The sequence below is a fragment of the Streptomyces sp. SID14478 genome, from assembly GCF_010548525.1.
Lineage (GTDB): Bacteria > Actinomycetota > Actinomycetes > Streptomycetales > Streptomycetaceae > Streptomyces.
The window spans coordinates 1-5,282 of the sequence record NZ_JAAGMG010000560.1 but is presented as its reverse complement, the minus strand read 5'-3'; the positions used below and the strand labels follow the sequence as shown (position 1 = coordinate 5,282).

The 5,282-nt window shown below is 72.2% G+C and carries 5 protein-coding genes and 1 pseudogene; 2 read left to right on the top strand and 4 right to left on the bottom strand.

The features are described from left to right. The 3 genes and pseudogenes from G3I40_RS18590 to G3I40_RS18580 all read right to left on the bottom strand — a co-directional run. Positions 1 to 317, bottom strand: a pseudogene (locus G3I40_RS18590) (hypothetical protein); the annotation flags it as partial. Positions 318 to 322: 5 nt separating this feature from the next. Next, positions 323 to 577: a MoaD/ThiS family protein gene (locus G3I40_RS18585; RefSeq protein ID WP_164303260.1), complete on the bottom strand. Its 255-nt coding sequence runs from the start codon at positions 575 to 577 to the stop codon at positions 323 to 325. Between the two features lie 51 nt (positions 578 to 628). Beyond that, positions 629 to 1,390, bottom strand: a complete 762-nt coding sequence (locus G3I40_RS18580; protein ID WP_239091806.1) for an alpha/beta fold hydrolase — start codon at positions 1,388 to 1,390, stop codon at positions 629 to 631. Between the two features lie 317 nt (positions 1,391 to 1,707). On the opposite strand from G3I40_RS18580, the gene G3I40_RS18575 reads away from it, so the two are divergent. Further along, positions 1,708 to 2,490 carry a response regulator transcription factor gene (locus tag G3I40_RS18575; RefSeq protein ID WP_164303258.1) on the top strand — a complete coding sequence of 261 codons (783 nt, stop codon included), beginning with the start codon at positions 1,708 to 1,710 and terminating at the stop codon, positions 2,488 to 2,490. A 118-nt stretch (positions 2,491 to 2,608) separates the two neighbouring features. Continuing rightward, entirely contained in the window at positions 2,609 to 3,631 is a 1,023-nt protein-coding gene (locus tag G3I40_RS18570) for a LacI family DNA-binding transcriptional regulator (protein WP_164303257.1), read from the top strand. A 16-nt stretch (positions 3,632 to 3,647) separates the two neighbouring features. Here G3I40_RS18570 and G3I40_RS18565 read toward each other — a convergent pair. Then, positions 3,648 to 5,282, bottom strand: a 1,635-nt coding sequence (locus G3I40_RS18565; protein WP_164303256.1) for a trypsin-like serine protease, incomplete at its 5' end; no start/stop codon positions are given.

Sequence of the window (5,282 nt, the reverse complement as noted above, 5' to 3'; positions counted from 1 at the left end):
GCCGGCTCGGCGGCCGGCACCGGGGCGGGCTGCGCGTCGTACGCCGCCCAGTCCTGGCCCTGCTGGGGCGGCAGCGGCTGCCCCTCGGCCCCGTACTCGTACCCCTGCGGCGGCAGGTACGGCGTCTGCGCGGGCTGCACCTGGGTGTCCCAGGTCTGCGCCTGCCACTGCTGCGTCAGCGGGGCGTCGTAGTGCTGCTGGGGCTGCTGCGGCTGTGGGGGCTGCTGTGCGTACGGGTCGTACGCGTAGGGCTGCCCGTACTGGTCGTACTGGTCGTACGAGGGCTGCTGCTGCGGGTACTGCTGGTCGTTGCTCATCGGGGTCACCCTCCTGCGAACGGCGGGAGCACCTCGACCGTGCCGCCCTCGGCAAGCCGTACCGTCTCATGCTCACGCGTCCCCACCGGGTTCCCGTCGATCAGGAACGAGGAACGCTGCAGGACACGCACCAGATCTCCGGGGTGTCGCGTGCGGGCGCCGGCGAGGGCCGCGGCCAGGGTGTCGGCGTCGTACGGCTCCTCGGCGACACCGGCGGCGGCCTTGGCTGCCGCCCAGTAGCGGATCGTGCCCTGAGCCACGAGGCGGCTCCTCTCCTCGGAAGTCCGTCGGAAAACGGTGCGGTCGGCGTCCTATTGTGCGGCACCCGCCGCCGCGGCCCACGCCCCGATCCGCTCCAGGAGTGCGTCGCTCGCCGCGTGCTCCGCGTGCCCCATGCCCGGCTCCAGCCACAACTCGGCGCCGGCGCCGCCCCGTGCGGCCGCCTCGGCCAGCATCCGCGGGTGGTCGAGGGGGAAGTACGGATCGCGGTCGCCGTGCACGACGAGCAGCGGTGTCGGCGCGATCAGCGGGACCGCCTCGACCGGGGACAGCGGGACCGGGTCCCAGTCCTTCGTGTGGATGCGCGTGCGCAGCCCGAGCCGGCCGACCATCCGGCCCGTGGGCCGCGTGACGACCCAGTGCAGCCGCCGCATCGGGGCCGTACCGCGGTAGTACCACCGCGCGGGGGCGCTGACCGCGACGACGGCGTCGGTGCGCGCTTCCGTGCGCCCCCTGTGCAACGCCGCGTGCCGGAGCACCACCGAACCACCCATCGAAAACCCGACCGTCACCACGCGCGCGTGGCCGAGCGCGCGGGCCCACTCGACGGCCGCCGCGAGATCGAGGACCTCGCGGTCGCCGACCGTGGAGCGCCCACCCGACCGGCCGTGTCCGCGGAAGGAAAAAGTGATCACGGCCGCACGCTGTGCGAACACCGCCGCGGCGCGCCGCACGTGGGGCCGCTCCAGGTCGCCGGTGAAGCCGTGCGCGAGCACGATCACCGGGCCCTCGGGGCCCGCCCCGCCCGGGTCGTACGCCGCGTCGATCGCGACTCCGTCGCGTGTGCGGAGCATCACGCGCAGCGCTCGTTCAGTGAGCGGCCGCACAGAAGATCCACGTTCGTCACCTGCCGGACCCCAACTCATGTGGGCTATTGTGCTGGGCAGAGGACTCGGGCAATGCAGCCCCCGGGTCCTTTTGTGCTTTCACGGGCGTTGTATACGAACGCCTCTCCCCCGAAAGCACACCGGACCCCGGGGCGCGGGGTCACCGGCCGCAGCGCAGTACGAAGCAGTGCCGCAAACGTCCTCGCAGGGACCGAGGAGGAACCAGACGTTATGGGCGAGCGAACCGTGCACGAACGTAGGACGACCCAGGCAGGTGGGGCGCGATGAGTTCATTGCTGCTCCTGACGAATGCCCTTCAGCCGTCGACGGAGGTGCTCCCCGCTCTCGGCCTGCTCCTGCACAACGTGCGAGTCGCCCCCGCGGAGGGCCCCGCACTCGTCGACACCCCCGGCGCCGACGTGATCCTCGTCGACGGCCGCCGCGACCTCCCGCAGGTGCGCAGCCTGTGTCAGCTGCTCCGCTCCACCGGGCCCGGCTGCCCGCTGGTGCTCGTCGTGACGGAGGGCGGCCTGGCCGCCGTCACCGCCGACTGGGGAATCGACGACGTCCTCCTGGACACCGCGGGACCGGCCGAGGTCGAGGCGCGGCTGCGCCTGGCCATGGGCCGCCAGCAGATCGTCGCCGACGACTCCCCCATGGAGATCCGCAACGGCGACCTCTCCGTGGACGAGGCGACGTACAGCGCCAAGCTCAAGGGCCGGGTCCTCGACCTGACCTTCAAGGAGTTCGAGCTCCTGAAGTACCTGGCGCAGCACCCCGGCCGCGTGTTCACGCGCGCCCAGCTGCTCCAGGAGGTCTGGGGCTACGACTACTTCGGCGGCACGCGGACCGTGGACGTACACGTACGGCGGCTGCGCGCCAAGCTCGGCCCCGAGCACGAGTCGCTGATCGGCACCGTGCGCAACGTCGGCTACCGCTTCGTCACCCCGGAGAAGCCGGAGAAGAAGGCCGAGCAGGCCGCCGAGAAGAAGACCCCGGCCCGCGACGCGGACGAAGCGGACACCGTCGCCGCGGTGCGCGCGGAGGCCGTCACGGCAGAGCACTAGGACGTTTTCCGAAAGTCCCGTCGTTCGCCCGCGGGGCAGGCGGGACTTTCGGAAGCCGTCCCAGGACCGGGCCTTTCCGCCCTGCCCATCAGCAGGTCCATCCGCGTAGACTCCGCGCGTGGCCAAGGTGACTCGGGACGACGTTGCGCGACTGGCGGGTACTTCGACCGCCGTCGTGTCCTACGTGATCAACAACGGACCCCGGCCGGTCGCCCCGGCCACGCGCGAGCGCGTTCTCGCCGCGATCAAGGACCTGGGGTACCGGCCCGACCGGGTCGCCCAGGCCATGGCGTCGCGGCGGACCGACCTCATAGGCATGATCGTGCCCGACGCGCGCCAGCCGTTCTTCGCGGAGATGGCGCACGCCGTGGAACAGGCAGCGTCCGAGCGCGGAAAGATGGTCCTCGTCGGCAACTCCGACTACGTCGGTGACCGCGAGGTCCACTACCTGCGCGCGTTCCTCGGCATGCGGGTCTCGGGCCTGATCCTGGTCTCCCACGGCTTCAACGACCTGGCCGCGGCCGAGATCGAGGCGTGGGACGCCCGCGTCGTACTGCTCCACGAACGCCCCGAGGCGATCGACGACGTGGCCGTCGTCACCGACGACACCGGTGGCGCCCAGCTCGCCACCCGCCACCTCCTGGAGCACGGCAACGCGTACGTGGCGTGCCTCGGCGGCACCGCCGAGACCCCGTCCGTCGGCGACCCCGTCTCCGACCACGTCGAGGGCTGGCGCCGCGCGATGCAGGAGGCCGGCCACTCCACCGAGGGCCGGCTGTTCGAGGCGCCCTACAACCGCTACGACGCGTACAAGGTGGCGCTCGACCTGCTGGCCGGGCCGCACCGGCCGCCCGCGATCTTCTGCTCCACCGACGACCAGGCCATCGGTGTGCTGCGCGCCGCGCGCGAACTGCGCATCGACGTACCGGGCGAGCTGGCCGTGGCCGGGTTCGACGACGTGAAGGAGGCGGGTCTGACCGATCCGCCGCTGACCACCGTCGCCTCCGACCGCTCGGCGATGGCGCGGGCCGCCGTCGACCTCGTCCTCGACGACTCGCTGCGCGTGGCCGGATCGCGACGGGAACGCCTGAAGGTGTTCCCGTCGCGCCTGGTGGTCCGTCAGTCCTGCGGCTGCGCCTGACCTTCGCGCAGCGGACTCAGAACATCAGGTCGTACTGGTCGAACCCGGTGCCCAGGCTCTTGCGCGCCCCGAAGACGTCGCTGGACGCCTTGTTGGTGCCGGGGTAGAGCCACAGCGTGCCGCCCGCGTCACGGGCCAGCACGTCGGCGATGCCGTCGCCGGTCATGTCGCCGTTGGCGACGTTCGCGGTGAAGTTCCAGCCGGTACGCGCCTGGATGCGGGCCGCGAACGGGGTGTGCTCGACCTGCGTGCCCCGGTAGAGGTACAGCACGCCGGAGCCGTTGCGGACCAGCAGGTCGGCCTTGCCGTCGCCGGTCAGGTCCCCGGCGCCGAAGACCTTGACGCCCTTCCAGGACTTGTCGACGACCTTGACCTTGCCGTAGAACTCGCCGTTGCCCTTGCCCGGGTAGAGGTACGTCGAGCCGTCGGTGTCGACGGCGACCAGGTCGGGGCGGGAGTCACCGGTCAGGTCGCCGGGGATCGCGTACGACGTGTAGCCGCCCCAGACGCTGGTGATCTGCGCCCAGGTGAAGGTTTCCGCGGCGTGGTCGAAGTAGTTGCGGTACAGCTTGCCGTCGGTGCTGTCGCGGATGATCTCGTCCTTGAAGCCGTCGCGGTCCAGGTCGGCCTGCAGGCCCCAGCTCGCGGTCTGCCAGCCGTGGCTCTGGAAGGCGCGCCGGGTCAGCGAGGTGCCGTTGCTGTTCTGCTGGAACAGGCCGCCGGAGGGGGTGCGCTCCAGCACGTCGGCGCGGCCGTCGAAGGTCAGGTCCGCGTCGTCGACGCGCGGCTGGGCCGCCCACACGTAGGGGGCCACCTTCGTGAACACGGGGTAGGCGCCCTTCGCGGTGCAGCCCTCCACGCCCCAGGAGACGATGCCGACGACCCGGCCGCCGACGACCACCGGGCCGCCCGAGTCACCGTTGCAGGGGCTCGTGGTGCCTTCGTCGGCGCCGCTCGCGGGGGTGCCCGCGCAGAACATGCCGCCTTCGAGGAACTCGTCCTTGCCGAGCACCGTCCCCAGGGCGCTGTCGCAGGTGGCGTCGGCGACCATCGGCACGGTCGCCTTGCGCAGCGTCGCGGACAGTTCGGCGTCGTCGGCGCCCGAGGTCAGGCCCCAGCCGTAGACGGTGGCGGCGGTGCCGGCCGTGTACGAGACGGTGTCGTTGCTCTGCGTCAGCTTGATCCACTGCTGTTCCAGCGGGCGGTCCAGGGTGAGCACCGCGATGTCGTGCTGGGTGGTGGCGGCGTCGTAGCGCGGGTGGTTCCACTGGCGCCAGACGCCGGCGACGGTGCCGCTCGTGTCGTCGAGCAGGCCGCTGGTGCCGGCCACGACCGCGCCGTTCTTCGTCCAGTCGAGGCCGGCGACGCAGTGGGCCGCGGTGAGGACCTTGTCCGGGGCGACGAGGGCGCCGCCGCAGAAGTAGCCCGAGCCCGCCGCCTCGTCGTAGTACGAGAGCTGGACCATCCAGGGCGCGGACGAGAGGGAGGTCTCGCTGCCGCCGATGATGAACGGCGTCTTCTTCGGCCGGGACTCCGGCGTCGCCTGGGACCTCGCGGCCTCGACGACCCGCTCGCGCAGGACGGAGTCGGAGGCGGTGGGGGCCGGGGCCGCGGACCGGGCGGCGACGCCCGCGTCGGGCAGTCCGGGCGG

What these genes read in the sequence shown, in the direction of transcription:
- G3I40_RS18575 (WP_164303258.1), top strand. Translation starts at nt 1,708, where the DNA reads ATGAGTTCATTGCTGCTCCTGACGAATGCCCTTCAGCCGTCGACGGAG.
- G3I40_RS18580 (WP_239091806.1), bottom strand. Translation starts at nt 1,390, where the DNA reads ATGCTCCGCACACGCGACGGAGTCGCGATCGACGCGGCGTACGACCCG.